This window comes from Ochrobactrum sp. SFR4 (genome assembly GCF_019730395.1).
Taxonomy (GTDB): Bacteria; Pseudomonadota; Alphaproteobacteria; order Rhizobiales; family Rhizobiaceae; genus Pseudochrobactrum.
The window spans coordinates 1-235 of sequence record NZ_JAAPBB010001400.1; the positions used below are offsets into that span (position 1 = coordinate 1).

Sequence of the window (235 nt, forward strand, 5' to 3'; positions counted from 1 at the left end):
GAACCTTATGACGCGGTGATACTGGATATCGGTCTGCCCCAGATGGATGGTATCAGTGTTGTCGAGCGCTGGCGCCGTGAAGGCCGGACGATGCCGGTGTTGATGCTGACTGCGCGTGATCGCTGGAGTGACAAGGTTGCGGGTATTGATGCTGGTGCCGACGATTATGTGGCCAAGCCGTTTCATATTGAAGAAGTGCTTGCGCGTTTGCGTGCTCTAATCCGCCGTGCTGCGG

1 protein-coding gene is annotated in these 235 nt (G+C 57.0%); it reads left to right on the top strand.

Going from position 1 to position 235, the window contains the following annotated elements:
* On the top strand, positions 1-235 hold a 235-nt coding region (locus tag HBA93_RS23635), incomplete at both ends, for a response regulator (RefSeq protein ID WP_221724834.1).